The sequence below is a fragment of the Microbacterium sp. LRZ72 genome (assembly GCF_033792225.1).
Taxonomy (GTDB): domain Bacteria; phylum Actinomycetota; class Actinomycetes; order Actinomycetales; family Microbacteriaceae; genus Microbacterium.
In genome coordinates this window covers 273,944-297,039 of sequence record NZ_JANGEX010000002.1, presented here as the reverse complement: position 1 = coordinate 297,039, position 23,096 = coordinate 273,944, and the positions used below count along the sequence as shown (strand labels likewise).

Genomic DNA, 23,096 nt, shown 5'->3' with positions numbered 1-23,096 from the left:
CCGCGCATACGTGCGGCCGCGATCACGCAGTGCGGCATGTTCGCTCCGTGACCGACGCCGATTGTCAAGAGGTTCGATGTCCACCGACGATTCCCCCCGCACGCCTGCGCGGCGCGATCGCCGCGAGGCGGTGCGAGAGAAGGCCGCCGCCGTCCGCGCGCAGCAGCGTCGACGCCGGGTCATCAGCACCGCGGTCGTCGCGGGGGTTGCCGGGGCGCTCGTGGTCGGCGGCGGATTCGCGGTCGCGTGGACGCTGTCGTCGGACCGGTCGCAGCCCGACCTCACCCCGTCGGGCATGGCCGACGACGGGATCATGGTCGAGACGATCCCGGCAAGCGTGTTGTCGTCGTTCTCGGGCGGAACCGTGGCTGCCGACCCGGAGGAGATCGAGGAAGAGCTCGAAGAGACCCCCGACACCTCGCCGAGTGCGGAGCCGACACCCGTGCCCGACAGACTCGACATCGAGGTCTACGTCGACTACCTCTCGCAGTCCTCCGCCGACTTCCAACTGGCCAACGCTCAGCAGCTGACCGAGTGGGTCTCGGAGGGCGCCGCGCGCATCTCGTACCACCCGGTCGCGCTGCTGACGTCCAAGTCGAACGGCACCGAGTACTCCGAGCGGGCTGCCGCGGCGGCGGCCTGCGTCGCGACCTATTCGCCCGAGGCGTTCTTCGGCTTCAACCATGAGCTGCTGGTCGCGCAGCCCGAGATCGACACCGACGGGCATTCCGACAGCGAGCTGGCCGCGCTCGCGATCGCGAGCGGCGTCGAGAACGGCAAGATCGTGCGCAACTGCATCGAGAACGGCGACTTCGTGTCGTGGGCGCAGAAGGCGACCGCACGCGCGCTCGGCGAGCCGCTCGGAGACAGCGGCGAGACGCTCTCGGGACCGACCGTGCTCGTCAACGGTTCCCCCTACGTGGGTGATCTCGGCGACCAGAAGGAGTTCGCGCAGTTCGTGCTGACGCTCGCGAGCGACGCCTACTACTCGACGCCCACGCCGACTCCCACTCCCGGGGCGACCACCCCCGGTCCCACGCCCAGCTCGTAGTGCGGCGAGGCGGCTCGGGCGCCGTAGAATCGACGCGGCAACGCCGGCTTGGCGCAATTGGTAGCGCACCTAACTTGTAATTAGGGGGTTGCGGGTTCGAGTCCCGCAGCCGGCTCGTGAGCAGTGACGCGGCCGGCAGCGTCGCGCCCCGCAGCCTCGCGCGGGACCGACGGTCCCCGACGTGGCTGGCGGTCGCGGGCGCCGTCTGCGTCGGCGCGCTGACGGCGCTGCAGGCGCACATGAACGGCGCACTCGGGCGAGAGCTCGCGGACGCATTCGTCGCGGCGGCGTTCTCCTTCGGCTCGGGGCTGGTGCTCGTTCTCGCCATCAGCGCGGCGTTGCCGGCCGGTCGGCGCGGGCTGCGGCGGCTGGGCTCCGGCATCCGTGCCCGCGACATCCCCGTCTGGATGCTGGCGGGCGGCATTGCGGGCGCGGTCACTGTCGCCACGCAGGGTCTCACCGTCGCGCTGCTCGGCGTGGCCCTGTTCACGGTCGGGCTCGTCGCGGGGCAGACTATCGGCGGCCTCGTCCTCGACCGTCTCGGCCACGGTCCCGGCGGGGCGGTCGCCGTCACGATGCCGAGGGTGGGCGGTGCGGTCCTCGCGCTCGCCGGCGTCGGCGTCGCCGTCGGAGGGGTGCCGGCCGGGCAAGTGCCATGGTGGATGCTGGTGCTGCCCGTCATCGCCGGCGCAGGCATCGCGTGGCAGCAGGGGACGAACGGGAGGCTGCGTCAGCGGGTGGACTCCGCTCTGACAGCAACGCTCGTCAACTTCGCCGGAGGAACCGCCGTGCTCGTCGTGGCCGCGGCCGTGCACGTCGCCCTGGTCGGTCCGCCGCGGATGCCGCCGGTGCAGCCGTGGATCTGGCTCGGCGGGGCGACCGGCGTGCTCTACATCTTCCTGTCCGCGGCGCTCGTGCGCCGCACCGGGGTGCTGCTGCTCGGGCTGGGCTCGGTGGTGGGGCTGTTGGTCACCTCGGTCGTGCTCGACCTCGTGGATCCGGCCGCAGCGGCACCGGATGCCGCTCGCACCGCCGTCGCGGCCGCGATCGCGCTCGGGGGCGCCGTGCTCGCGGCCGTGCCGTGGCAGCGGCGCGTGCGGCGTCAGCTCTGAGGCATGCGAGAGAGGAACGCGCGCGCGTCGACGCCGTGGCGGACTCCGCCCCGCTTGCCGGCCGGCTTGCCGCCGACGTAGAGCCAGCCCAGCAGCCTTTCGTTCTTGGCGAGCCCATGCGCCTTGGCCACGGCCTTCGCGCGCGTGGCCGACCCGGTGCGCCAGATGACGCCCCAGCCCGCCTCGTCGAGCAGCAGGCTGAGCACGTGCGCCACGCCCGAGGCGACGGCATCCTGCTCCCACCCCGGCACCTTGTCGCTCTTTCGCCGTCGCGCGACGATGGCGATGATCAGCGGTGCCCGCAGGGGCTTCGTCGACGCGCCCTTCTCGCCCAGGCTCTTGTTGATCGCGCGTCCGAGCCGCACCCGGTCGTCGTCGCGCAGCTCGATCAGGCGCCAGGGTTTGAGGCCGGAATGATCGGCGACGCGTCCCGCCGCCGAGATGAGTTCGAGCAGTTCGTCTCGACGGGGGGCGTCGTCGGTGACCCGCGACCACGACCGCCGCGCGCGGACCGCCTCGAGCGCCGTCATTTCTCGGGCGCGAACCCGAGTGCGAGCGAGTTCATGCAGTAGCGGTCGCCGGTGGGCGTGCCGAACCCGTCGGGAAAGACGTGTCCCAGGTGCGACCCGCACGCGGCGCAGCGCACCTCGGTGCGCACCATGCCCTGCGTGTCGTCTTCGAGCAGCTCGACGGCGTCGGGTCGCACCGACTCGTAGAAGCTCGGCCACCCGCATCCGGAGTCGAACTTGGTGCCGCTGCGGAACAGCTCCGCCCCGCAGGCCGCGCACGTGTACAGCCCGGAGCGGGACTCGTCGAGCAGCTCACCCGTCCACGGGCGCTCGGTCGCCGACTGGCGCAGCACCGCGTACTGCTCGTCCGAGAGCTCGGCTCGCCACTGGTCGTCGCTCTTGTCCACGGAATAGGTCATGTGTCCTCCAACTGTCGCCCTCTATCCAACCCGCTCGGGCGGTGGTGTGTTCCCCCATTGTCCCCCCGCCTGTTCAATAGGGGGATGACGGATGCCGGTGCCGCGGACGCGGACCTCGCGGCGGTGGCGCACCGCTACGACCGGTTCGCCCGCGAGGAGGCGCCGGGACGGTCGGCGCTCTACGAGTCGTGGGCGGCGGGCGTCGCCCGCGATCGCCGCGCCCAGGCCGTGCTTGCGCAGATCCCCGCGACGCGACGCCAGCCACCTCTTGTGTTCGCCATCGCGCGCATGGCCGGTGCGCCCGACGCGCCGTACGCCGATTTCGCCGCCTGGCTGTACGCGCACGCCGACGAGTTCGTCGCCGCGGCATCCGCGCGCTCGCTGCAGACGAACGAGCCGCAGCGCTGCACGGCGCTCCTGCCGGCGCTGGCGGGCATCGATGGGCCCATCGCCCTGGTCGAGCTGGGCGCCGCGGCCGGCCTGTGCCTCGTGCCCGACCGGTACGCGTATCGATACCGCGGGGCGGGCGACGAGGTGCGGCTCGCGGCGCCCGGACAACACACGGGGGTGACCCTGGACTGCGTGGTGCGCGGGCGGATGCCGCCGATCGAGCGGCCCCGCATCGTCTGGCGCCGGGGCGTCGACCTCACCCCGCTGTCGGCGCGCGACCCGCAGGACGCCGCCTTTCTGCGGGCGCTCGTGTGGCCGGGGGAGACGGGCCGGGCCGAGCGGATCGCGGCGGCGCTGGACGTCGTGGCCGCCGACCCGCCCGAGATCCACGCGGGGGACGTCACCGACGTCGCGGTGCTGCGCCGCGCGACGCAGGACGCGCCCGCCGACGCCACGCTCGTCGTCACGACGCCGGGGCTGGCCGGCCACCTCTCGCGAGCCGGGCGCTCAAGCCTGCGCGCGGGGATCGCCGCCGTGGGTGCGCGCTGGATCTCGATCGACGCGCCGGATGCCGGGTCGCCCGCCGACGACGGTTTCATCGTGCGCCGGGACGACGATGAGATCGCCCGCTGCGATCCGCTCGGCGCGTGGCTGGAGTGGCGCCACGGCGCGGGCGCCGCCCGGCGATAACGTGGGGGCATGCCCGACGCATTGACCGACCAGGAGCGGCGGATCCTCGACTTCGAAGCGGTGTGGGTGCGACACGCGGGTGCCAAGGAAGAGGCGATCCGCGCCCAGCTCGACCTGACGCCGGCACGGTACTACCAGCTGCTCGGCCGCCTGATCGAGACGCAGGCCGCCCTTGAGCAGGAGCCGATGCTCGTGCGCCGGCTCCGTCGTCTTCGCGACAGCCGCGCCGCCGAGCGGGCCGCCCGGCAGCGCGCGGTCGGCCGATGAGGGCATGCGGTCGCGCTCTGGATAGCATTTCGTGATGCCCGCTGCGCCCAAGGACCGATTCGACGACATCCCCCACTCGAGGGGTCGCGTCGGCGCGCACCGCGCCGAGAACCCGCGGGTGGGTGGCTGGACGACGTTCTTCTGGGCGGTGGGCGCCGCCGCCGTGCTCATGGTCGTGGGCGTCTTCGCGACGCTGATCGCCGATGGGCGCATCGAGCTCTTTCCGGCCGCCGTCGAGACGGCGGCACCGGTCGAGACGGTCCCGCCGGTGGTCGACACGTCCTACTCGGTGCTCGTGCTCAACGGCACGCCCGAGGAAGGCGTGGCGAGCGAGGTCAAGGAGGCCCTCGTGGCCGAGGGCTGGACCGATGGCGCGGTCGTGGCCAGCAACGCCAGTGACCGGGAGTATCCGGAAACGACGGTGTACTACGCCGCGGAGGAGGCGGAGGGCGCCGCCCGCGGCCTGGCGGGCATCGTCGGCGCGAGCGAGGTCGTGCTCAATGCGGACTACCCGCTGCCCGACACCTCGGCCACGCAGCTGACCGTCGTCGTCGGTGTCGACTCGGTGGAGGAGTCAGGCGAGGAGTAGCGCGCCTGTCGAGCCGCGGCATGTTTCGGTCGGATTAAGAGTTCGCGGCCCGCATGTCAAACCTGTCGCTCGAGCCCGTTCGGGCGTCTTCGTGCTGATTAGCATGACGATGTCCCACCCCGCAGCAGCAGGAGTACACGCATGGCCCAAGGCATCGTCAAATGGTTCAACGCCGAGAAGGGCTTCGGCTTCATCACCGTCGCCGAGGGTGGGCAGGACGTCTTCGTCCACTACTCGAACATCGACATGAGCGGATTCCGCGTCCTCGAAGAGGGCCAGCAGGTCGAGTTCACGGTCGGCGCCGGGCAGAAGGGCCCGCAGGCCGAGTCGGTCCGCGTCGTCGCCTGACCCGCGCCCGGCCTCGCGACCACCTGCACCGGGTGGTCGCATCGCTGTGCCCGGTCGCGTGTGCGCCCGGCCTCCCGGCCGCACGTCCGGCAACGGTCGCGCGGCTTGCACTCCCCGGGGGCGAGTGCCAGAATGACTTAGCACTCGCTTCAAGGGAGTGCTAAGACCAAACGCTCACGTCCGGGAGGGACGCCCACCCATGTCAAAGATCATCGCTTTCGACGAAGAGGCCCGCCGTGGCCTCGAGCGCGGCCTGAACACGCTGGCCGACGCCGTCAAGGTGACGCTCGGCCCCCGCGGTCGCAACGTCGTGCTCGAAAAGAAGTGGGGCGCGCCCACGATCACGAACGACGGTGTGTCGATCGCCAAGGAGATCGAGCTCGAGGAGCCGTACGAGAAGATCGGCGCCGAGCTCGTCAAGGAGGTCGCCAAGAAGACCGACGACGTCGCCGGCGACGGCACCACGACGGCCACCGTGCTCGCTCAGGCGCTCGTTCGCGAGGGCCTCCGCAACGTGTCGGCCGGTTCTGACCCGATCGCCCTCAAGCGCGGCATCGAGAAGGCCGTCAAGGCCGTGACCGACGAGCTGCTCGCCAACGCCAAGGAGGTCGAGTCGAAGGAGCAGATCGCTGCGACCGCCTCGATCTCGGCCGGCGACAAGACCATCGGCGACCTGATCGCCGAGGCCATCGACAAGGTCGGCAAGGAAGGCGTCGTCACCGTCGAGGAGTCGAACACGTTCGGCACCGAGCTCGAGCTCACCGAGGGTATGCGCTTCGACAAGGGGTACCTCAACCCCTACTTCGTCACCGACCCCGAGCGTCAGGAAGTGGTCTTCGAGGACCCGTACATCCTGATCGCCAACCAGAAGATCTCGAACATCAAGGACCTTCTGCCCGTCGTCGACAAGGTCATCCAGGACGGCAAGGAACTGCTGATCATCGCCGAGGACGTCGAGGGTGAAGCCCTCGCGACGCTCGTGCTCAACAAGATCCGCGGCATCTTCAAGTCGGCCGCCGTCAAGGCGCCCGGCTTCGGCGACCGTCGCAAGGCGCAGCTGCAGGACATCGCGATCCTCACCGGCGGCCAGGTCATCACCGAAGAGGTCGGCCTCAAGCTCGAGAACACCACGCTCGACCTGCTCGGCCGCGCCCGCAAGGTGATCATCACCAAGGACGAGACCACGATCGTCGAGGGCGCCGGAGAGTCGGAGCAGATCGAGGGCCGGGTCACGCAGATCCGTCGCGAGATCGAGAACACCGACAGCGACTACGACCGCGAGAAGCTGCAGGAGCGCCTGGCGAAGCTCGCCGGTGGCGTGGCCGTCATCAAGGCGGGCGCGGCGACCGAGGTCGAGCTCAAGGAGCGCAAGCACCGCATCGAAGACGCCGTCCGCAACGCGAAGGCGGCCGTCGAAGAGGGCATCGTCCCCGGTGGTGGCGTCGCGCTCATCCAGGCGGGCAAGAAGGCGTTCGCGAACCTCGAGCTCACGGGCGACGAGGCGACCGGTGCGAACATCGTCCGGGTCGCCGTCGACGCTCCGCTCAAGCAGATCGCGCTCAACGCCGGCATGGAGCCCGGTGTCGTGGCCAACAAGGTCGCCGACCTCGAGCCCGGCTGGGGCCTGAACGCCGCGACCGGCGAGTACGGTGACCTGTTCGCGCAGGGCATCATCGACCCGGCGAAGGTCACGCGCTCGGCGCTGGAGAACGCGGCATCCATCGCCGCGCTGTTCCTCACCACCGAGGCGGTCATCGCCGACAAGCCCGAGAAGAACGCGGGCGCGCCGGCCGGCGACCCGACGGGTGGCATGGACTTTTGAGTCGAGACGGGTCAGGGCGGCGTAGCCGCCTTGCCCCGTCGGCGACTCGAGGTTGAGCGAACCCCGCCATGCGGGGTGAGTCGAAACCCGAGTTCCGCATACAAGAAGGGCCTCTCCGCAAGGAGGGGCCCTTCTTCGTGCGCGTGCGGGCGTCAGCGGAAAAGGCTCGCGTTCGCGAGCTCGGCATCCGCATACTGCTGACCGGCGACCGCGAGGGCCGTGGTGATGGCGCCGAGCGCCTGCTCGACGTGCAGCTGTGCGCCGCGCCATTCCTCGAGCACGCCCTGGAACGAAGTGGCGGCGTGACCGGTCCATGAGGCCTGCAGCTGGGTCAGCTGCGCGAGCATCGCCTGCGTCTCGGCGTGCAGCCGGTCCGCGGTGGCGCGGACCGCGGTCGACTGGGTCAGGACGGCGTCGGAATCGACGGAGTAGACGGCCATGGGATGCTCCGATTCTCTGCGGCTGGCGGGTGGGGCCAGGCTACGACGAGGCGTACGGTCACGAACTCTGCGGCGCCGGCATCCGGGGATCGCGGCCCGGAACGGCGGCCTGTGCAGGGCCGGACGCGAGGATCAGCCCGCGGGGCCGCGCAGCTTCGGGAGGGGCTGGGTGTCGACGTACAGGGTCGATTCCGGGGCGAGCGGAAAGGCGACGGTGAAGGTGGCGCCGCCGCCCGGGGTGTCGTCGACCCGGACGCTGCCGTGGAGCGCGTCGACGATCGAGGCGACGATCGCGAGGCCGAGTCCCGTGCCGCCGGTCTCGCGGGTGCGCGATGTGTCGGCGCGCCAGAACCGTTCGAAGATGTGCTCGCGGATCTGCTCGGGCACGCCCTCGCCGTGATCCGAGATGGCGATCCAGCCCAGGCCGAGCGGGGCGTGTTCCGAGGTGCGCTCGGGTGAGGTGCCGACGGTGAGCTCGATGGGGGTGTCGTCGCTCGTGAAGCGGCGGGCGTTGCCCAGCAGGTTCGCGATCACCTGGCGGATGCGGTCCTCGTCCCCGCGCACCACCGGCGGCAGGGCGATCATCGGGACCTCGCCCGTGTCGTCGGCCGTCGCCGAGCCGCCGGCCGGCTCGCTGATGCCGGCGTCGTCGCGTGCCGCGGGCTGGGGGCGGGGGAGCCGCTTGAGCAGGGACCGGCGCGGTGAGGGCTCGCCCTTGTCGGGCGCGGCGCCCGACCGGCGCCGGACGAGGGGAAGTGAGCGGGTGCGGGGGCGCGTGGCGCCCGCGTCCTGGTCGCCGGTGCCGGTCTCGGTGGCGGCGGTGGCGTCGGCATCCGACGGGACGGCGGTGGGCGCCGGCGGCCGTGGCGGCAGGGCGGTGCGGTCGATCACCGTCACCGTGCGGCCCGGTGCGGCCGCGCGCACGTCCATCGCGGCATCCCGGGCGATGGGTCGCAGGTCGACGGGGGTGATCGCGACCTCGCGCCGCTCGTCGAGGCGGGCCAGCGCGAGCAGGTCCTCGACCATGCCGCCCATGCGGATCGCCTCTTTCTCGATGCGCTCCATCGCCTGCGACGTGTCTTCTTCTCCGCGGATCGCGCCCATGCGGTACAGCTCCGCGTAGCCGCGGACGGTGACCAGCGGGGTGCGCAGCTCGTGGCTGGCGTCGCCGATGAAGCGGCGCATCTGCCGCACCGTCTGCTCGCGCTGCGAGATCGAGGCATCCACTCGGTCGAGCATGGTGTTGAGGGCCCCCGTGAGCTTGCCGACCTCGGTGCGGGGGTCGCCGGGGACCAGGCGCTGCCCGAAGTCGCCCGCCGAGATCGAGATCGCCGCCCGCTCGACCTGCCCCAGGGGGCGGAAGGTCTGGGTCACCAGCAGGCGCGTCAGCAGGGCGCCCGCGAACACCGTCACGACGCCCAGGATGGTGAACGCGCCGAAGAAGACGGCCACGGTCTGATCGATCGGGCGCAGCGGCAGCGCGATCACCTGCGTATAGAGCTTGCCGCCCAGCTCGATGTCGAGGGTGCGCTCGAGGTCGAGGGTGCCGGCGCTGGCGTGGAAGACCGCGCCCTCCGCGGAGGTGAGCACGAAAGGCGTGGTGCCCCTCGTGTACGTCTCCTCCAGCGAGAACTCCTCGGGCCAGACGGGGCCGCCCTCGACGGGAACGCTGCCGAGCGATGGCCCGTCGGGATCGTAGACCGCGACGTAGTAGTCGCCCGCCGCGGCCTCATCGGTCAGGCTGATCTCGACGTTGCCCGTCTCCTCGTCGACGGTCGCCTCGAGCAGACCGGCCGCGAGGTCCGACCGCGCGCGGTCCTCCAGCTGCTCGTTCTGCCCCGCGATCAGCGCGTTGCGCACGAAGCCCAGCGTGGCGATGCCCGACGCGAACAGGCCCACGATGAGGATCGCCACGGTGACTCCCGTGACCTTGGCGCGCAGGCTGATGCCACGCCACCAGAGGGTGAGCGCGTCGGGGTCTGTGCGGCGTGACAGAGTGTTGGCCTTCAGTGTGGCGTCGTCAGGCGGACTTGCCGGCCTTCAGCATGTAGCCGAAGCCCCGCTTGGTCTGGATGAGCGGCTCGGACGAGTGCGGATCGATCTTGCGGCGCAGGTACGAGATGTAGCTCTCGACGATGCCCGCGTCGCCGTTGAAGTCGTACTCCCACACGTGGTCGAGGATCTGGGCCTTGCTGAGCACCCGGTTCGGGTTGAGCATCAGGTAGCGCAGCAGCTTGAACTCGGTGGGACTGAGCTCGATTGCGGCATCCCCCACCCGCACATCGTGCGTGTCCTGGTCCATCGTCAGTTCGCCGGCGCGGATGACGGCATCCTCGTCGGCCTGCATGGTGCGGCGGAGGATCGCCTGGATGCGGGCCACGATCTCATCGAGCGAGAACGGCTTGGTGACGTAGTCGTCACCGCCCGCGTTGAGCCCGGTGATCTTGTCGCCGGTCTCGTCCTTCGCCGTCAGGAAGAGGATCGGGGCCGTGTAGCCGGCGCTGCGCAGCCGCTTGGTGACGCTGAACCCGTTCATGTCGGGCAGCATCACATCGAGCACGATCAGATCCGGTTCTTCTTCGAGCACGGCCGAGATCGTCTGTGCGCCGTTGGCGACGGCCCTCACCTGGTAGCCGGCGAACTTCAGGCTCGTGATGAGGAGGTCGCGGATGTTGGGCTCGTCGTCGACGACGAGGATGCGAGGTGCAGTCATGTCCCCATTATCGTGACCCGATCCATCAGTCTGCTGGATTTCGGGATCTCGGCGGGTGGGATGGGGCGATCAGGCGGCGATCAGGCCGCGATCGCGGTGCCGTCGATGATCGTGTAGGCGTAGCCCTGCTCGGCCAGGAAGCGCTGCCGGTTCTGCGCGAACTCCTGATCCACCGTGTCGCGCGCGATGAGGGTGTAGAAGCTCGCGGTGTGCCCGTTCGTCTTCGGTCGCAGCAGGCGGCCGAGGCGCTGCGCCTCCTCCTGGCGTGACCCGAACGACCCCGATACCTGGATGGCGACGGATGCCTCGGGCAGATCGACCGAGAAGTTCGCCACCTTCGAGACCACGAGCACGTTCAGCGAGCCCTCGCGGAACGCCTGGAAGAGCTGCTCGCGTTCGTCGACGGGAGTCGCGCCGGTGATCTTGGGCGCGTCGAGCGCCTCGGCGAGCGTGTCGATCTGATCGAGGTACTGCCCGATGATCAGGATCCGCTCGCCCGTGTGGCGTTCGACGAGGTCCCGCACGACCGAGACCTTGGCGGGGGCGGTGGCGGCGAGGCGGTAGCGCTCCTCGTCGGCGGCCGCCGCGTACTCGAGCCGGTCGGATGCGGGCAGGTCGATCCGCACCTCGTAGCAGACGGCCGGCGAGATGAACCCCTGCGACTCGATCTCTTTCCAGGGGGCGTCGAATCGCTTGGGGCCGATCAGGCTGAACACGTCGCCCTCGCGGCCGTCCTCGCGCACGAGCGTGGCGGTCAGGCCCAGCCGGCGGCGCGCCTGCAGGTCGGCGGTCAGCTTGAACACCGGCGCCGGCAGCAGATGCACCTCGTCATAGACGATCAGGCCCCAGTCCAGGGCGTCCAGCAGCGCGAGGTGCGCGTATTCGCCCCGCCGCTTGGCGGTGAGGATCTGGTAGGTGGCGATCGTGACGGGCTTGACCTCTTTGACCTGCCCGGAGTACTCGCCGATCTCCTCGGCCGTCAGCGACGTGCGGCTGAGCAGCTCGTCGCGCCACTGCCTCGCCGAGACGGTGTTGGTGACGAGGATGAGCGTGGTCGTGCGCGTCTCGGCCATCGCCGCGGCGCCCACCAGCGTCTTGCCCGCACCGCACGGCAGTACCACCACACCGGATCCGCCCTCGGAGAAGCTGTCGACGGCCTGGCGCTGGTAGGGCCGCAGATGCCAGTCGTCCTCCGCCAGGTCGATCTCGTGCGGGGTGCCGGGCGTGTACCCCGCGAGGTCTTCGGCGGGCCAGCCGATCTTCAGCAGCTCCTGCTTGATCTGGCCGCGTGCCCATGCGTCCACCGTGTAGGTGTCGTCACGGGGCTGGCCGGTCAGGAGCGGCCGGATGCGCTTGTTGCGCGCCACCTCCGAGAGCACCGCTTCGTCGCGCGAGCGCAGCACGAGCGAGCCCTCGTCGTCCCGCTCGATCAGCAGGCGGCCGTAGCGCCCGACGGTCTCGCGGATGTCGATCGTGACCGAGGGCGGCACGGGAAAGCGCGTCCAGCGCTCGAGCGTCGCGAGCATGTCGTCGGCCTGGTGGCCCGCGGCCCGCGCGTTCCACAGCCCGAGCCGCGTGATCCGGTAGGTGTGGATGTGCTCCGGAGCGCGTTCGAGCTCCGCGAACACCGCGAGTTCGTGGCGTGCGGTCTCGGCATCCGCATGCGCCACCTCGAGCAGCACGGTGCGGTCGCTCTGGACGATGAGAGGGCCGTCAGACATAGCGGCCCAGTCTACCCGCGTGCCGGTGCACGGCGCGCCCGCATCACTGGCGGCGCACGCTGACAATGCTGCTCACCGGCAAGGTGCGCTCGACCTCCGCGCCGGGCTCGCGGCCGCGCAGACGGCCGCCCCCGATGCCGGTGGCCTCGAGCACGAAGGCCCGGGTCTCGCCGCCGGGCAGACGCACGTCGATCGCCACGACGTCGCGCGCACGCACGGCCGCCTCGAGCTCGCGCCCCAGCCAGTCGGCGTCGGCGTCGTCGCTGCCCGCGGTGCGCAGGCGCGCGATCAGCGGGGCGTAGGCGGTGAGCGGATCGGCCTGGTCGGGGGCCACGGCGACGCGGTGGCGCCGCAGCTTCTCGACCCGGTCGTGCGCATCGACCGCGACTGCCGGGTAGCGGGCGTCCACGAGCGCCCACAGCGCGGTGTCGCGCTCGACGCGCGAGACCAGCGCGGAGCCGTCGGCGCTGCGGACGAGCCCGAGGGGACGCAGCGACTGGTCGACCTCGAGGGTGTCGAGCACCTGCGTCGACGAGCTGGTCACGCGCGAGCGCGACTGCCCGTCGGGTGAGGTGGGGTCGACGCCCACGCGCACCAGTCCGTGACGTTCTGCCGTGGTCTGGACGAGGTACTCGAGCGGCTGCGGAACACCCGTCAGCGACACGTCGGCGAGGAAGGCCAGGATCGATTCGGCTGTCTCGCCCTCCGTCAGGGCGCCGGCGATGGTCTCGGCGGTGAAGCGATACGTGGATGCCTGTGCGTGCGACTCCCGCTGCGCCAGGCGACGCAGACGCACGTCCCGGGCGGCGGCGAGGGGACCGGGCGAGATGGCGGTGAGGTCGTTCTGCAGGTAGATGCGGTCCACCTCGTGCGGCATCAGGGCCGCGAGGGCGTTCGCGGCCTGTTCCGGATGCTCGGGAAGCAGGCGCGTCCAGGTCGGCACGTTTCCCTCGGGCGTGAGCAGACCCCAGGCGATGCCCGTGCGGCGCAGCAGCGCCGCTCGTGCCGGCCATCCGGCATCCGCGGGAAAGGCCGTCTCCCACTCGGCCGGGGGTGCCAGCGACCCGGGCGCCTCGGCGCGCACCGCGGCGGGCAACGCACGGTGCCAGACGGCGGCGACCTCGCTCCAGCGTTGGGCGGTCGCGTCGGCCAGCCAGTCGTCGGCCCGCGACGTCGGCGCGAAGCGGCGTCGCTCGCCGGCCAGCAGTCCCGCCCAGTCGGCGAGCGCGACGAGGGCGTCGACGTCGTCGGGTTGCTGCAGATCCTCGGTGAGGGCGCGGCGGTCTGCGGCGCCGATCGTGCCCGCCCCGATCCGGGCCAGGGGAGTGCGGATCGCCCGGATGAGGATGTCGGCGAGCGCGGCGGCGCTCGTGAAAGCGCGCTCCGCCGCGGCGCGTTCGGCGACCTCGTCGGCCGCGGGTGCTTCGTCGTGGGCGACCGTCTGCGACCCCTCGCGTGTGCGGGCGATCGCGCGGGCGACGACGGGAAGGGGTGTGCCGTCCTCGTCGAGCAGCAGCAGGTCGCGTGCCACGGCGGATGCCGCCGACTCCTCGCCCGCCCCCGCGGCGTCCAAGTGCTCCAGGTCCGTCGCCGACAGGGTGGCCACGGCACGTGTGACAGCGGCCTCGTCGGTCAGTGCCTCGGCCGCGTCGAAGAAGTCCCGCCATCCGGCGAGGGGGGCCACGCCGCGCCGATGCAGGAGCCGGGCGAGCTCGTCGTCGGGCAGGGCGGCGAGGCGTGCCGCGAGGTCTCTCGTTGCGCCGGCCATGGGCCCGTCAGCCCTCGGTTCCGCTCGCTCGTCCGCGTCGCACCCAGGTGAGGATCAGGAGCGCGATGATGAGGACGAACGCGAGCGGCAGACCGAACATCGGCAGGATGGCGACGATCGGCCAGATTCCGGAGCTGTAGTCCGCCTGCGTCATCCCCATGGCGGTGCCGATCATGATCGCGAAGAAGCATCCGATCGACAGCAGCGCGATGCCGAGCGACATGAATGCCAGGATGCGATCGAGGCGGCCGGGGGCGGCCTCGGCGGGGGGTGGAGTGGACGAGCTCATCAGTCACAGCTTAGCGGCCGGCTGTGCCGTAGTCTGGTAGCCGGGGCGTCTGGCCCCGCGACGTTCCGCGCCCACCGGCGCTCTTCTCCGCAGCGCCTTCGAGCGCCCGTCCAGCGAGGTTCATCACGATGCCCACCGGCAAAGTCAGGTTCTACGACGAGGAAAAGGGCTTCGGCTTCATCACCACCGATGACGGCCAGGACGTCTTCCTGCACGCGACGGCTCTTCCCGCCGACGTCACCGCACCCAAGGCGGGCACCCGCATGGAGTTCGGCGTCGCCGACGGCAAGCGCGGGCTGCAGGCGCTCTCGGTGCGCGTGCTCGAGGCCCCGCCGAGCCTGGCGAAGGCCAAGCGCAAGCCGGCCGACGACATGGCCGTGATCATCGAGGACCTCGTGGGCCTGCTCGATGGCATCGGCGGAGACCTGCGCCGCGGGCGCTACCCGAGTGGCGGACACGCCAAGAAGGTGGCCGCCGTGCTGCGTAGGGTCGCCGATGAACTCGATGCCTGAGCCGGACCGCACCGTCGACCCCGACCTGCTCGGAGCGCGCGAGATCGCCCTCGCCGCGCTGCGCGAGATCACCCCCGAGCGCACCATCGGCGACGCCGCCGGTCATCGTGTCGAGGACGACGGCTCGGTGTCACTGCTGTTCAACAACCGGATGCCGGGGTACCCGGGCTGGTTCTGGGCCGTCACCGTGGCGCGGGTCGAGGGCGAGCCGCCTACGGTGCTCGAGACCCAGCTGCAGCCCGGCGACGCCGCTCTGCTCGCGCCGGACTGGGTGCCGTGGACCGAGCGGCTCGCCGATTATCACGCGCAGCAGGCCCTGCAGGCCGAGCGCGCCGCCTCGGACGAGGCGGGCGACGAGGACGCCGGTGACACCGATCTCGACGACGTCGCAGACCTCGACGCCGCCGACTATGACACCGACGGGTCGCCGATCCTGCACGCCGGGGACGTGGACGGTGTCGACATCGACGAGCTCGCCGACGACGGCGACGAGGATGAAGACGGCGACGACACCGGCGATGAGGACGACGAAGACGACGAGGGCTCCGAGGACGAGCTCGTAGACGCACCCCGGTAGGCGACGCCGGCGCCGCCGTTGACATTGACGCAGCGTCACGTCTTAGCGTCGGGTGCATGGAGTGGTCGATACAGCAGATCGCCGGCATCGTCGGCACGACCAGCCGCACGCTGCGGCACTACGACCACGTCGGTCTGGTGCCCCCGTCGCGGATCGGCGCCAACGGCTACCGGTATTACGACGAGAGCGCGCTGCTGCGTCTGCAGCGGGTGCTGCTGCTGCGTGAACTCGGTCTCGGGCTCACGCAGATCGCACAGCTGCTCGCGCAGCAGAGCGACGAGGCATCCGCGCTGTCGACCCACCTGAACCTGCTGAGACAGGAGCAGGCCCGGCTCGCCCGTCAGATCGACGCGGTCGAGCGCACAGTGCAGTCACTGAGGAATGGGGAAGAGCTGATGGCAGAGACGATGTTCGACGGATTCGACCACACTCGCTACCGGGACGAGGTCGAACAGCGCTGGGGCACCGATGCCTACGCGCGATCCGACGCCTGGTGGAGTCGGATGGGCGACGAGGAGCGTCGGGAGTGGATGTCGAGCGTCGAGCAGCTCGGGCGCGACTGGACGGCCGCCGCCCGCACGCCGGGCATCGAACCCGACTCGGCCGAGGCGCAGGACCTCGCCCGCCGCCACATCGCCTGGCTGCGCGGAATTCCGGGCACGCCCGCGAGCGAGGCGGGCGGCGAGCTGGACGGTTACGTGCGCGGGCTCGCCGAGATGTACGTCGCGGATCCGCGGTTCGCGGCGAACTACGGCGGGGCTGAGGGTGCCGCCTTCGTGCGCGACGCGCTGCTCGCGCACCTCGATCGCACCCCGTGACCCGGATCGGTGGCGCACCTCGCACGGGTGCGCCACCGGCCGGTTCGCGACGTCAGAGGCGCTCGAGCGTGTAGTCGATGCTCGCGATCAGCTGGCGCACGTCGCTCGGGTCGATCGAGACGAACGTCGCGACGCGCAGCTGGTTGCGACCGAGCTTGCGGTACGGCTCGGTGTCGACGATGCCGTTGGAGCGCAGCGATGCGGCGAGCGCGGCGGCATCCACCGATTCGTCGAAGTCGATCGTGACGACGACGGGGGAGCGGTCGGCCGGGTCGGTGACGAACGGCGTGGCGACGGCGGATGCCTCGGCCCACTCGTACAGGGCCTGCGACGACTCGGCGGTGCGCCCGGCCGCCCACGTGAGGCCGCCGGAGTCGATCATCCATGCCAGCTGCTCGCGCATGAGGAACAGCGTCGCGATGGCGGGGGTGTTGAGCGTCTGGTTCTGGCGCGAGTTGGTCAGCGCCTGCTCGAGGCTGAGGAACGCGGGGATGTAGCGGTCGGAGGCGGCGATGCGCTCGATGCGCTCGATCGCCCGCGGCGAGACGATGGCGAACCACAGTCCGCCGTCGGAGCCGAGGTTCTTCTGCGGCGCGAAGTAGTAGACGTCGGTCTCGGCGATGTCGACGAAGATGCCGCCCGCCGCGCTCGTGGCGTCGATGACGGTGAGGGCCCCGTCGTCGCCGGCCACGCGGGTCACGGGCGCGGCGACGCCGGTGGAGGTCTCGTTGTGGGGCCAGGCGTAGAGATCGACCCCTTCGACGGGGCTCGCGACGGCCCGCGTGCCGGCATCCGCCTTTCGCACGTCGGGCGCCTCGAGCCACGGCGTCGTTGCGGCGGTGGCGAACTTGCCGCCGAACTCGCCGAACACCATGTTCTGGGCGCGCCGTTCGATCAGGCCGAAGGCCGCGGCGTCCCAGAAGGCGCTGGAGCCGCCGTTGCCCACCACGACCTCGTAGCCCTCGGGCAGCCGGAACAGCTGTGACAGCAGCGATCGCACGTCGCCGACCAGGTTCTTGACGGGGGCCTGGCGGTGCGAGGTGCCCAGCAGCGATGCGCCGGTGGTGGCGAGCGCCTCGAGCTGAGCGGCCCGCACCTTCGCGGGACCGCAGCCGAACCGGCCGTCGACGGGCAGGAGTTCACGGGGAAGGCTCACGTGCGACATGCATCGATTCTACGGGGGCGGCGCCCCGGGCGCGGGCTCGTCGTCGGCCCCCTGGACTAGGCTTGCGGTGCCCCTAACTGCGAGGAATTCACGCACATGACGGACCTCATCGACACCACCGAGATGTATCTGCGCACGATCCTCGAGCTCGAGGAAGAGAACATCGTGCCGCTGCGCGCGCGCATCTCGGAGCGCCTGGGCCACTCGGGACCGACCGTCTCGCAGACCGTCGGGCGCATGGAGCGCGACGGGCTGGTCGTCGTCTCGGAGGACCGCCGTCTCGAGCTCACCGACGCGGGCCGCGAGAAGGCCGTGTACGTGATGCGCAAGCACCGTCTGGCCGAGCGCCTGCTGGCCGATGTCATCGGCCTCGACTGGGCCTATGTGCACGAAGAGGCCTGTCGCTGGGAGCACGTCATGAGCGAGCAGGTCGAGCGGCGCCTGGTCGAGCTGCTCAGCCACCCGACCGAGTCGCCCTACGGCAATCCGATCCCCGGGCTCGACCTTCTGGGCGACATCCCCGCCGCCACCTTCTCGCAGGGCGTCGTCGGCCTGGTGCGCCTGCTGACGGATGCCGATGGTCCGATCGAGGGCACCGTGCGCCGCCTGGCCGAGCCCGTGCAGGTCGACCCCGAGCTGCTGGTGCAGCTGCGCGACGCCGGCGTCGTGCCGGGCGCGCGCGGGCGGTTCCGCTTCAACGAGGGGTACGTGCTCGTCGAGATCGACGGGTCGGACGAGGCGCTCGAGCTGCCCGTCGAGGTCGCCGCGCACATCTTCCTGGTCGACGCGACCGTCTGAGTGCGAGGGGCGTCTCGCCCCGCGCAACCTGGGTTTTTCCCGGGCGGATGCCGTCAGGGTGACAGAATCGTTACCTTTCCGGTACCCTCGGGGGAGCCGTTCGACGACACGCTCGCCGCACGGAACCCGATCGGTACCGCCCCACAGGTTCGTCACGCCGATCGGCCGCGCCACCACGATATTGCAGACGAACCGGCATCCAGACGCGATGCGGGGGCCGGAGGAGAAGTTTGGCTGACGAAGAGAACTCGACCGAGAGCCCCCAGGACGCGAACGCGCCCCTGACCGCCGCAGACGGCGCGTCGCGCGCGGCAGCACGCAAGGCCTCGGCTCGTCGATTCCTCCGTCGTTCCGGCAGTGCCGGCATCCCCGCCAAGACGGTGACCGCGAGCACGCCCGTCGCCCGCAAGAGCACCAGGGGTACCCGCGGTGCCGTGCGCAGCGTCGTGACCATCGCCGCCGTCACGGGTCTTGTTGCGACCGTCGCCATCCCGGCGTACGCGGCCTGGCAGCCCGAGACCGAGACCACGACCCTGCAGCAGCTCGCCGAAGACGGCGCCCAGACGCTCGTCGTGGCGTCGGAGGTCGAGGACGCCGGCTTCACGCGTGATTCGTATTCGGCGACCACGCCGGAGGAGATCGAGAAGAAGAAGGCCGAAGAGGCCGCCGTGGCGCGTGCGAAGGCGGTGGCGGCATCGGCCGCGGCCACCGCGTCGAGCGGCGGCAGCACCGTCGTCGAACCCGCCGCGATCCCCTCGGGCAGCGGAGCGCTGGGCTGGCCCCTCACGAACATCAGCTCGATCAGCGACCGCTTCGGTGCCCGCGGCGGCACCCACAACGGTCTGGACATGCTCGCGCCGGCGATGTCGCCGATCTACGCGTCGGCCGACGGCGTCGTCAGCGTCTCGACCGAGGGTGGCGGCGGCTATGGCGTGCACGTGAAGATCGAGCACGTCATCGATGGGCAGCGCGTCAGCACCCTCTACGCGCACATGTCCTATGGCACGCGGGCCGTGCAGGCCGGGCAGACGGTCAAGAAGGGGCAGGTGATCGGCGGTGTCGGAAGCACCGGGTTCTCCAGCGCCAACCACGTGCACTTCGAGGTCTTCGTGAACAACATGAAGGTCAACCCCGAGGGCTGGCTGGGCTAGAGTCGCAACCCTGCCGAGCCGCGGCGATGCGACGGCATCCGTTCGTGTGCGGGCGGGCTCACCGCGTGTTCATCCCTCGGTCGGTCTGTCGTCGCCGGGTGTGATGTAATCTGAGCGCGACGCTTGCTCGAGCGAAAGGGGGAGCCGATGGACCGAATACCCCGCATTCGAACCAGGAATGCGCAAGGTCGTTACGTCCTTCGGCATCGTGTGCACGGATGCCGCGACATTGTCGTGAGTTCAAGGCGCTGTCTTTAGACAGCGCCTTTTTTCGTGTATGCGCACCTTCTGCGAGCGCAAGGGTCATCGATTCGAATACCGCTGAAGCCGTCACGGCCATTCGAGAGGACCGACCGATGCGCACTCTGGTGCTGAATGCAGGATACGAACCGCTGGCCGTGGTGTCGTTCAAGAGAGCCCTCGTGCTCGTCATGAACTCCAAGGCGACGGTGATCGAGTGCGCGGAGGGGGATCCCGTCTGGGGCGTGCGCGGCGCCCTCGACCGGCCCGCCGTCATCGTGCTCACCCGCTACGTGCGGGTGCCGCAGGCCCGGCGCGTCCCGGTGACCCGTCGGGGCGTGCTGCGTCGCGACGGACACCGCTGCGGCTACTGCGGCCGGAGCGCCACGACGATCGATCACGTGCTCCCGCGTTCTCGGGGCGGACGGGACTCGTGGGAGAACCTCGTCGCCTGCTGCCTGCGGTGCAACAACACCAAGAGCAACCGCACGCCCGCCGAGATGGGCTGGGAGCTGCGCGTGACGCCGCGGCCCCCGCACGGCGCCGGCTGGACGGTGCGGGGCGCGGAGCGCACCGACCCCCGGTGGGAGCCGTACCTGGCGCTGGCGGCCTGAGCCGCGGCATCCGCTGGTCGGGGCGTGCTCGTTCTCGTGCCGGGTCGCCAAGAAATGTCGCCTCGGAGGGTCGGAGGCGACGTTCTGTGGCGCCCCGTGGGCGCGAACGGCGGGCTGGGTGGATGCCGGCACCCTCGGTAGACTCGAGTCGCCAGCCTCTGTAGCTCAATGGAAGAGCAGTTGCGTCCTAAGCAAACGGTTGGGGGTTCGAGTCCCTCCAGGGGCACTTTTTCTTGCGCGTTCCGGTGACGGCATCGCCCGCCCGGACTGTGATCCCGTAGCGGAGGAGATCCCGCGTTCGGAGGTCCGCGGAGGGGAATTCTCACCTCCGACGCCGAGATGTCCTCCGCACGCGTTCGACGTGGGCGTGCAGTGGGAACCAGGCCGCGTCGCCGCGCCCCTTGTCGCCGCCGCTCCCCGGTGCTTTGCTGACCGCATGCAGACGACGACATCCGCCGACGGCACGACCATCGCCTTCGAGTCGATCGGCGATGGCCCACCCGTCGTCATCGTCGGGGGTGCCTTCTCCGTCGCCGCCGACGGGACGCCGCTCGCCAGCGCGCTCACAGAGGTCGGCTTCAGCGCGATCACGATCGACAGGCGGGGCCGGGGCGCCAGCGGAGACAAGCGCGGCACCGTCCCCGAAGACGAGGTGGACGATCTGGCCGCCGTCATCGAGGCGGTCGGCGGCGAGCCCGCCGTGCTCGGGCACTCGTCCGGTGGCGTGCTCGCCCTCTACGCCGCCTCGCGGGGCGTGCCCATCAGCGGATTGTTCCTCTCCGAGCCGCCCTTCGGCTTCGGCGACGGGGAGCAGCTGCGCCTCCTCGCCGACCGGCTGCAGCGGCTCGTCGACGAGGGCAAGGGGGAGGATGCCGTCGTCGCGTTCCAGCTCGAGGGCGTGAAACTGCCCCGCGAGATGGTGGAGTCCATCCGGCAAAGCGACATGTTCCCCGCACTCGTGCCGCTCGCCCAGTCGACCGTCTACGATGCGCGCCTGACCGCGCAGCTGTCGACGCCCACGCCCCAGATGCTGTCGGTGTCGAAGCCCGTGACGATCCTGCGCGGCGAGCAGACGTTCCCCTTGCTCATCGCCGCCGCCGACCAGTTGGCCGCGCGAATGGATGCCGCCGACCTGGTCATCGTGCCCGAGTCGGTCATGCATCGACCCGACCCCGCCGCGACCGCCCGCGTGGTGCGAGAGCGCGCCTGAGGTCCGCCGAACCGCTCCTCAGCCCACCCGGCCGTAGCGGATGTGCGTCGCCAGCGGCGAGTGCAGCACCTCGACCGGCTCGAACCCGAACGAGTCGACGCCGGCGAAGATCCGCTCACCCGAGCCGAGCAGCACCGGCGCAATGTCGAGGCTGAGCTCGTCCACGACCCCGGCGACCAGCGCCTGCCGCACCGTGGCGGCGCCACCGGCGATGTCCACACCATCGTTGCCGGCGGTCTCTCGCGCCCGCGTGTAGGCGGCGTCGAACCCGGCCGTGACGAAGAAGAACGTCGTTCCGCCGTCCATCTCGATCGGTTCGCGCGGGTGATGGGTGAGCACGAACACCGGCGCGCGATACGGCGGCTCGGGTCCCCACCATCCGCGCCAGTCCTCGTCCCACTCGCCACGGATCGGGCCGAACATGTTGCGGCCCATCACGTAGGCGCCGCGCGGGCGCATCAGCCATCCGGATGCCGCCGCGTCGGCCTCGGTGGCGCGTTCGTCGCCGAGGTGCCACCGGTGCAGCTCGAGCCCGCGCACACCGAGCGGGTTCTCGCGGCTCTGGTCCGGCCCGGCGACGAACCCGTCGAGCGAGACCGACATGTGGCAGGTGGTGTGCGGCATCCTCAGTGCTCGCCCTTGATGACGAAGTACGAGCCGCGGATCGTGCCCGCGAGCTTCGAGCGCTGACGTGCGAATTTAAAGGCGGCGAGTTCTTCGGGCACGTCCATGCCGTCGGAGAGCTTGAATCCCACCGCACGCTTTCCGCCCTCGTCGAGCGCGTACATGACGTTGATCGACAGCCCGCTGTCGTAGAAAACGTAGGCCATGCGGATGCCGTCGACGACGAACTCCGTGGCTTCGAGCGCCGGCGAGGCGATGACGATGTCGCGTTCGTCCGCGAGGATCCCGTGCACCCAGGCGATGGTGTCGGCGGCGTCGCCGGCGGGTTCGACCGTGAAGACGTGGTCGTACTTGTTCTTGAAGTAGCGCGCCTCGTTGGCGCGGAGTCCCGCGAGCGCGTCGGCGACCGGAGACGACTCGAGTCCGATAGTTGACACATCCACGAAATCGACGACGTACGACATCCTCGTCACCCTTCCCGCCCTCCGATGCGCGAGCGATGGCTTCAATCTAGTGATGGCCAAGCCGGGCGTCGATGTCAGTCCTGGGGCGGTCGGCGCAGCTTCTTGATGCTCGTGCGCCGCTGCTTCGCGTCGAGACGCCGCTGCTGCGAGCCTCGGCTCGGCTTGGTCGGCCGGCGCGTGGGCCCGGGCGGCCGCAGGGCGTCGGCCACGGTGGCGGCGAGGCGAGCGCGTGCGGCATCCCTGTTGCGCACCTGCGCGCGGTGCTCGGATGCGGTGATCGTGAGCACCCCGTCGACGAGTCGATTGCTCAGCCGGTCGAGCACGCGCTCGCGCTGGTGTGCGGACAGGGCCCGGGAGCCGGCCGCATCCCAGACGAGCTCCGCCCGGGAGTCGGTCGTGTTCACTCCCTGCCCGCCGGGCCCCGACGACCTCGAGAACCGCCACGACAGCTCGGATTCAGGGATCGTGACGCCGGCCGTCACCCGGAGTCCGGGGCGGTGCGGAGCGGGCATGCGTCCATCATCGCGCGAAAGCGCGCACCGGGGCTCGGGAGAACGACGTGTGCGTGGCCGTCAGATGGGGTCGGGCGACGGCGGAATGTCCGGACGATCGGCGAGCGATTCCGTCTCGTCCGAGGCGGGGCCTGCTTCTGCGGCGGCATCCGCGTCCGCATCCGGGCGCGGCTCTTGCGGCGGCTCGGTGATCTGCTGCTCTTCTTCGGGATCCCTCGAATGAGACATCGGAGTTCCTTCCCCTCGATCGCCTCACGGTAGCCCCGCGGGGGAGGACCGTCGC

27 protein-coding genes and 2 tRNA genes are annotated in these 23,096 nt (G+C 70.8%); 16 read left to right on the top strand and 13 right to left on the bottom strand.

Annotated features, from left to right (window positions below; all coding sequences use genetic code 11):
* Positions 1–76 precede the first annotated feature (76 nt).
* The 3 genes from M4I32_RS03930 (at position 77) to M4I32_RS03920 (ending at position 2,163) form a co-directional block, all read left to right on the top strand.
* Positions 77–1,051, top strand: coding sequence for a DsbA family protein (locus M4I32_RS03930; RefSeq protein ID WP_319033181.1), 975 nt, complete (start codon positions 77–79; stop codon positions 1,049–1,051).
* A gap of 42 nt (positions 1,052–1,093) precedes the next feature.
* Positions 1,094–1,166, top strand: a tRNA-Thr gene (locus M4I32_RS03925).
* A gap of 1 nt (position 1,167) precedes the next feature.
* Positions 1,168–2,163, top strand: a complete 996-nt coding sequence (locus M4I32_RS03920) for a DMT family transporter (RefSeq protein ID WP_319033180.1) — start codon at positions 1,168–1,170, stop codon at positions 2,161–2,163.
* Here M4I32_RS03920 and M4I32_RS03915 read toward each other — a convergent pair.
* A complete protein-coding gene (locus M4I32_RS03915; protein WP_319033179.1) occupies positions 2,154–2,693 on the bottom strand; it encodes a nitroreductase family protein in 540 nt (179 codons plus the stop codon). The genes M4I32_RS03920 and M4I32_RS03915 overlap by 10 nt on opposite strands.
* The gene (msrB, locus tag M4I32_RS03910; protein ID WP_319033178.1) at positions 2,690–3,091 is read right to left on the bottom strand and encodes a peptide-methionine (R)-S-oxide reductase MsrB; all 402 of its coding nucleotides are present in this window, start codon (positions 3,089–3,091) and stop codon (positions 2,690–2,692) included. Before msrB ends, M4I32_RS03915 begins: the two co-directional genes overlap by 4 nt.
* An 84-nt stretch (positions 3,092–3,175) precedes the next feature.
* Between msrB and M4I32_RS03905 the strand changes: the two genes are divergently transcribed.
* The 5 genes from M4I32_RS03905 (at position 3,176) to groL (ending at position 7,197) form a co-directional block, all read left to right on the top strand.
* Positions 3,176–4,171 (top strand): DUF2332 domain-containing protein, encoded by a 996-nt coding sequence (locus M4I32_RS03905; RefSeq protein WP_319033177.1) that lies wholly within the window; start codon positions 3,176–3,178, stop codon positions 4,169–4,171.
* Positions 4,172–4,180: 9 nt separating this feature from the next.
* Positions 4,181–4,438 (top strand): DUF3263 domain-containing protein, encoded by a 258-nt coding sequence (locus tag M4I32_RS03900; RefSeq protein WP_319033176.1) that lies wholly within the window; start codon positions 4,181–4,183, stop codon positions 4,436–4,438.
* Positions 4,439–4,472: 34 nt separating this feature from the next.
* Complete coding sequence (locus M4I32_RS03895) at positions 4,473–5,027, top strand: LytR C-terminal domain-containing protein (protein ID WP_319033175.1); 555 nt, start codon at positions 4,473–4,475, stop codon at positions 5,025–5,027.
* Positions 5,028–5,168: 141 nt separating this feature from the next.
* Complete coding sequence (locus M4I32_RS03890; RefSeq protein WP_319033174.1) at positions 5,169–5,375, top strand: cold-shock protein; 207 nt, start codon at positions 5,169–5,171, stop codon at positions 5,373–5,375.
* Positions 5,376–5,574: 199 nt separating this feature from the next.
* Positions 5,575–7,197, top strand: a complete 1,623-nt coding sequence (gene groL, locus M4I32_RS03885; protein WP_319033173.1) for a chaperonin GroEL — start codon at positions 5,575–5,577, stop codon at positions 7,195–7,197.
* 152 nt (positions 7,198–7,349) lie between these two features.
* On the opposite strand, the gene M4I32_RS03880 is transcribed toward groL, so the two are convergent.
* From M4I32_RS03880 to M4I32_RS03855, 6 genes are all read right to left on the bottom strand, one after another.
* Positions 7,350–7,637 carry a WXG100 family type VII secretion target gene (locus M4I32_RS03880; protein WP_319033172.1) on the bottom strand — a complete coding sequence of 96 codons (288 nt, stop codon included), beginning with the start codon at positions 7,635–7,637 and terminating at the stop codon, positions 7,350–7,352.
* Positions 7,638–7,769: 132 nt separating this feature from the next.
* Positions 7,770–9,551 (bottom strand): sensor histidine kinase, encoded by a 1,782-nt coding sequence (locus M4I32_RS03875; RefSeq protein WP_319033171.1) that lies wholly within the window; start codon positions 9,549–9,551, stop codon positions 7,770–7,772.
* 106 nt (positions 9,552–9,657) lie between these two features.
* Positions 9,658–10,350 carry a response regulator transcription factor gene (locus tag M4I32_RS03870; protein ID WP_319033170.1) on the bottom strand — a complete coding sequence of 231 codons (693 nt, stop codon included), beginning with the start codon at positions 10,348–10,350 and terminating at the stop codon, positions 9,658–9,660.
* 80 nt (positions 10,351–10,430) lie between these two features.
* On the bottom strand, positions 10,431–12,071 hold the full coding sequence (locus M4I32_RS03865; protein ID WP_319033169.1) for a DNA repair helicase XPB: 1,641 nt from the start codon (positions 12,069–12,071) through the stop codon (positions 10,431–10,433).
* 43 nt (positions 12,072–12,114) lie between these two features.
* The gene (locus M4I32_RS03860; RefSeq protein WP_319033168.1) at positions 12,115–13,839 is read right to left on the bottom strand and encodes a helicase-associated domain-containing protein; all 1,725 of its coding nucleotides are present in this window, start codon (positions 13,837–13,839) and stop codon (positions 12,115–12,117) included.
* A gap of 7 nt (positions 13,840–13,846) precedes the next feature.
* Positions 13,847–14,128: a multidrug ABC transporter ATPase gene (locus M4I32_RS03855; RefSeq protein WP_319033167.1), complete on the bottom strand. Its 282-nt coding sequence runs from the start codon at positions 14,126–14,128 to the stop codon at positions 13,847–13,849.
* Between the two features lie 128 nt (positions 14,129–14,256).
* Here M4I32_RS03855 and M4I32_RS03850 point away from each other — a divergent pair, with 128 nt between their 5' ends.
* The 3 genes from M4I32_RS03850 to M4I32_RS03840 are packed head-to-tail and all read left to right on the top strand — an operon-like array spanning position 14,257 to position 16,035.
* Positions 14,257–14,640, top strand: coding sequence for a cold shock domain-containing protein (locus M4I32_RS03850; protein WP_319033166.1), 384 nt, complete (start codon positions 14,257–14,259; stop codon positions 14,638–14,640).
* The gene (locus M4I32_RS03845; protein ID WP_319033165.1) at positions 14,624–15,217 is read left to right on the top strand and encodes a DUF3027 domain-containing protein; all 594 of its coding nucleotides are present in this window, start codon (positions 14,624–14,626) and stop codon (positions 15,215–15,217) included. The genes M4I32_RS03850 and M4I32_RS03845 overlap by 17 nt, the downstream gene beginning before the upstream one ends.
* 56 nt (positions 15,218–15,273) lie before the next feature.
* On the top strand, positions 15,274–16,035 hold the full coding sequence (locus M4I32_RS03840; RefSeq protein WP_319033164.1) for a MerR family transcriptional regulator: 762 nt from the start codon (positions 15,274–15,276) through the stop codon (positions 16,033–16,035).
* Between the two features lie 52 nt (positions 16,036–16,087).
* Here the strand turns inward: M4I32_RS03840 and serC are convergent, their stop codons facing one another.
* On the bottom strand, positions 16,088–17,200 hold the full coding sequence (gene serC / locus M4I32_RS03835) for a phosphoserine transaminase (protein ID WP_319033163.1): 1,113 nt from the start codon (positions 17,198–17,200) through the stop codon (positions 16,088–16,090).
* Positions 17,201–17,296: 96 nt separating this feature from the next.
* On the opposite strand from serC, the gene M4I32_RS03830 reads away from it, so the two are divergent.
* From M4I32_RS03830 to M4I32_RS03810, 5 genes are all read left to right on the top strand, one after another.
* A complete protein-coding gene (locus tag M4I32_RS03830; protein ID WP_319033162.1) occupies positions 17,297–17,998 on the top strand; it encodes a metal-dependent transcriptional regulator in 702 nt (233 codons plus the stop codon).
* Between the two features lie 230 nt (positions 17,999–18,228).
* Positions 18,229–19,149 (top strand): M23 family metallopeptidase, encoded by a 921-nt coding sequence (locus tag M4I32_RS03825; protein ID WP_319033161.1) that lies wholly within the window; start codon positions 18,229–18,231, stop codon positions 19,147–19,149.
* A gap of 356 nt (positions 19,150–19,505) precedes the next feature.
* Complete coding sequence (locus M4I32_RS03820; protein WP_319033160.1) at positions 19,506–20,003, top strand: HNH endonuclease; 498 nt, start codon at positions 19,506–19,508, stop codon at positions 20,001–20,003.
* 154 nt (positions 20,004–20,157) lie between these two features.
* A tRNA-Arg gene (locus M4I32_RS03815) sits at positions 20,158–20,229 on the top strand.
* A 210-nt stretch (positions 20,230–20,439) separates the two neighbouring features.
* On the top strand, positions 20,440–21,213 hold the full coding sequence (locus M4I32_RS03810; protein WP_319033159.1) for an alpha/beta hydrolase: 774 nt from the start codon (positions 20,440–20,442) through the stop codon (positions 21,211–21,213).
* Positions 21,214–21,231: 18 nt separating this feature from the next.
* Here the strand turns inward: M4I32_RS03810 and M4I32_RS03805 are convergent, their stop codons facing one another.
* The 4 genes from M4I32_RS03805 to M4I32_RS03790 all read right to left on the bottom strand — a co-directional run bounded on the left by M4I32_RS03805 (position 21,232) and on the right by M4I32_RS03790 (position 23,041).
* On the bottom strand, positions 21,232–21,837 hold the full coding sequence (locus M4I32_RS03805; protein ID WP_319033158.1) for a dihydrofolate reductase family protein: 606 nt from the start codon (positions 21,835–21,837) through the stop codon (positions 21,232–21,234).
* 2 nt (positions 21,838–21,839) lie between these two features.
* A complete protein-coding gene (locus M4I32_RS03800; protein WP_319033157.1) occupies positions 21,840–22,301 on the bottom strand; it encodes a phage tail protein in 462 nt (153 codons plus the stop codon).
* A gap of 74 nt (positions 22,302–22,375) precedes the next feature.
* Positions 22,376–22,813, bottom strand: a complete 438-nt coding sequence (gene arfB, locus M4I32_RS03795) for an alternative ribosome rescue aminoacyl-tRNA hydrolase ArfB (RefSeq protein WP_319033156.1) — start codon at positions 22,811–22,813, stop codon at positions 22,376–22,378.
* 60 nt (positions 22,814–22,873) lie between these two features.
* Positions 22,874–23,041: a hypothetical protein gene (locus M4I32_RS03790; protein ID WP_319033155.1), complete on the bottom strand. Its 168-nt coding sequence runs from the start codon at positions 23,039–23,041 to the stop codon at positions 22,874–22,876.
* Between the last annotated feature and the right edge of the window lie 55 nt (positions 23,042–23,096).

Coding starts and splice junctions, on each gene's coding strand:
- M4I32_RS03930 (WP_319033181.1), top strand. CDS start 77: ATGTCCACCGACGATTCCCCCCGCACGCCTGCGCGGCGCGATCGCCGC.
- M4I32_RS03915 (WP_319033179.1), bottom strand. CDS start 2,693: ATGACGGCGCTCGAGGCGGTCCGCGCGCGGCGGTCGTGGTCGCGGGTC.
- msrB (WP_319033178.1), bottom strand. CDS start 3,091: ATGACCTATTCCGTGGACAAGAGCGACGACCAGTGGCGAGCCGAGCTC.
- M4I32_RS03905 (WP_319033177.1), top strand. CDS start 3,176: ATGACGGATGCCGGTGCCGCGGACGCGGACCTCGCGGCGGTGGCGCAC.
- M4I32_RS03900 (WP_319033176.1), top strand. CDS start 4,181: ATGCCCGACGCATTGACCGACCAGGAGCGGCGGATCCTCGACTTCGAA.
- M4I32_RS03895 (WP_319033175.1), top strand. CDS start 4,473: ATGCCCGCTGCGCCCAAGGACCGATTCGACGACATCCCCCACTCGAGG.
- M4I32_RS03890 (WP_319033174.1), top strand. CDS start 5,169: ATGGCCCAAGGCATCGTCAAATGGTTCAACGCCGAGAAGGGCTTCGGC.
- groL (WP_319033173.1), top strand. CDS start 5,575: ATGTCAAAGATCATCGCTTTCGACGAAGAGGCCCGCCGTGGCCTCGAG.
- M4I32_RS03880 (WP_319033172.1), bottom strand. CDS start 7,637: ATGGCCGTCTACTCCGTCGATTCCGACGCCGTCCTGACCCAGTCGACC.
- M4I32_RS03870 (WP_319033170.1), bottom strand. CDS start 10,350: ATGACTGCACCTCGCATCCTCGTCGTCGACGACGAGCCCAACATCCGC.
- M4I32_RS03865 (WP_319033169.1), bottom strand. CDS start 12,071: ATGTCTGACGGCCCTCTCATCGTCCAGAGCGACCGCACCGTGCTGCTC.
- M4I32_RS03860 (WP_319033168.1), bottom strand. CDS start 13,839: ATGGCCGGCGCAACGAGAGACCTCGCGGCACGCCTCGCCGCCCTGCCC.
- M4I32_RS03855 (WP_319033167.1), bottom strand. CDS start 14,128: ATGAGCTCGTCCACTCCACCCCCCGCCGAGGCCGCCCCCGGCCGCCTC.
- M4I32_RS03850 (WP_319033166.1), top strand. CDS start 14,257: ATGCCCACCGGCAAAGTCAGGTTCTACGACGAGGAAAAGGGCTTCGGC.
- M4I32_RS03845 (WP_319033165.1), top strand. CDS start 14,624: ATGAACTCGATGCCTGAGCCGGACCGCACCGTCGACCCCGACCTGCTC.
- M4I32_RS03840 (WP_319033164.1), top strand. CDS start 15,274: ATGGAGTGGTCGATACAGCAGATCGCCGGCATCGTCGGCACGACCAGC.
- serC (WP_319033163.1), bottom strand. CDS start 17,200: ATGTCGCACGTGAGCCTTCCCCGTGAACTCCTGCCCGTCGACGGCCGG.
- M4I32_RS03830 (WP_319033162.1), top strand. CDS start 17,297: ATGACGGACCTCATCGACACCACCGAGATGTATCTGCGCACGATCCTC.
- M4I32_RS03820 (WP_319033160.1), top strand. CDS start 19,506: ATGCGCACTCTGGTGCTGAATGCAGGATACGAACCGCTGGCCGTGGTG.
- M4I32_RS03810 (WP_319033159.1), top strand. CDS start 20,440: ATGCAGACGACGACATCCGCCGACGGCACGACCATCGCCTTCGAGTCG.
- M4I32_RS03805 (WP_319033158.1), bottom strand. CDS start 21,837: ATGCCGCACACCACCTGCCACATGTCGGTCTCGCTCGACGGGTTCGTC.
- M4I32_RS03800 (WP_319033157.1), bottom strand. CDS start 22,301: ATGTCGTACGTCGTCGATTTCGTGGATGTGTCAACTATCGGACTCGAG.
- arfB (WP_319033156.1), bottom strand. CDS start 22,813: ATGCCCGCTCCGCACCGCCCCGGACTCCGGGTGACGGCCGGCGTCACG.
- M4I32_RS03790 (WP_319033155.1), bottom strand. CDS start 23,041: ATGTCTCATTCGAGGGATCCCGAAGAAGAGCAGCAGATCACCGAGCCG.